The organism is Neisseria sp. P0021.S006, from assembly GCF_051956895.1.
On the sequence record NZ_JBQCWZ010000421.1, the window covers coordinates 1 to 1212 of the forward strand.

Annotated in this window: 2 protein-coding genes; both read right to left on the reverse strand. The window is 43.0% G+C overall.

Features of this window, described 5'->3' with window-relative positions; translation table 11 throughout:
• Window positions 1-188: 188 nt before the first annotated feature.
• The gene (locus ACTHUM_RS14670; protein ID WP_107792049.1) at window positions 189-926 is read right to left on the reverse strand and encodes a thermonuclease family protein; all 738 of its coding nucleotides are present in this window, start codon (window positions 924-926) and stop codon (window positions 189-191) included.
• Between the two features lie 74 nt (window positions 927-1000).
• Window positions 1001-1212: ribose-5-phosphate isomerase A (locus tag ACTHUM_RS14675; protein WP_440403245.1), on the reverse strand; the 212-nt coding region annotated here is incomplete at its 5' end.

The window sequence follows — 1212 nt, forward strand, 5'->3', positions numbered from 1 at the left end:
AAAGACACTAGCTAACGGTGTCTTTTTTCATATCTGCCCTTCTTAAAAATATTACATCACACTTTTATTTCCCTTACATTTATTTCCCTTACATTCTAATCAGAAACCTCCGACGCATTCTTGTCTTATACTAAACCGTAATGATTAAAGGCCGTCTGAAAGTTTTCAGACGGCCTCTTTCTTAAAATCTACCAAATCCCAAACCATTGTTTATCAGACTGCTTTTTATTGCCGTTCTGCTGCTCGTGGTTTTGACGGCGAAATTGCCAAGGTGCTTGCGGATTGTCTTTTTTCCATAAGCCTTTACGCTTTTCCTTGGCTTGTTTTTGTGCTGCCGAATAGTCGGTGTAAGCGGTTTTACTTTGTTGTTTTTTGGCATAACTTTCATAATGCCATGCGGCGCCATCCCGTATTTGCATCAAATTCAAATCAATCGTGCCGACTGATACTTGGGCAACTTCGCGCTGGTAGCGGTCGGCTTCAAACACGCGGACTTTGGCTTTTTTATGCAATGCTGCATCAATCAGATTGTCTCGTGATTGCGTACCATAAGCCTGGTTGATTTCCGGCGCATCGACATATGCCATGCGGATTTTGTGTTTCCTGCCGTCGCTATCGATAATGTGCATGGTATCGCCATCATGGATTTTGATGATTTTTCCGTTGTATGTGTAGGATTGTCGCGATGACTTTTGTTTTTGTTCCGGTTTGGGTTTAGCTTCGGCTTTAGTGTCAGATGTGGCTTTGACGACATTTTCACCCAGCCATTCATTGACCTTTTCTAAACCGATATTGTCGCCTTGTGCCAATGTTGCAGCAACGCTTACCCCTGTACGAATCACCTCAGTATCACGTGAACTGTAACCAAGTGCGCCCAAAACGGATACAACAACAGGCAACCATTTTATAATTTTACTGATTTGCATATTTTGCCAAATTGAAGGCCGTCTGAAAGACCTAATGCACTTTCAGACGGCCTTTTAAGATTGATTAATCTTCATTAATCCTGACAAGGCAGGATGACTTTTGCGCCTTCTGCCGTACCCAAAACCAACACATCTGCGGCATCGCGGGCAAAAATACCGTTTTCGAGTACGCCATTGATTTTATTGATTTCGTCTTCCATTTTCAGGGCTTGGTCGATATTGAGGCCGTGAACATCAACGATTTGGTTGCCATAGAAAGTAGTATAGCCGACACGCAACTCAGGCT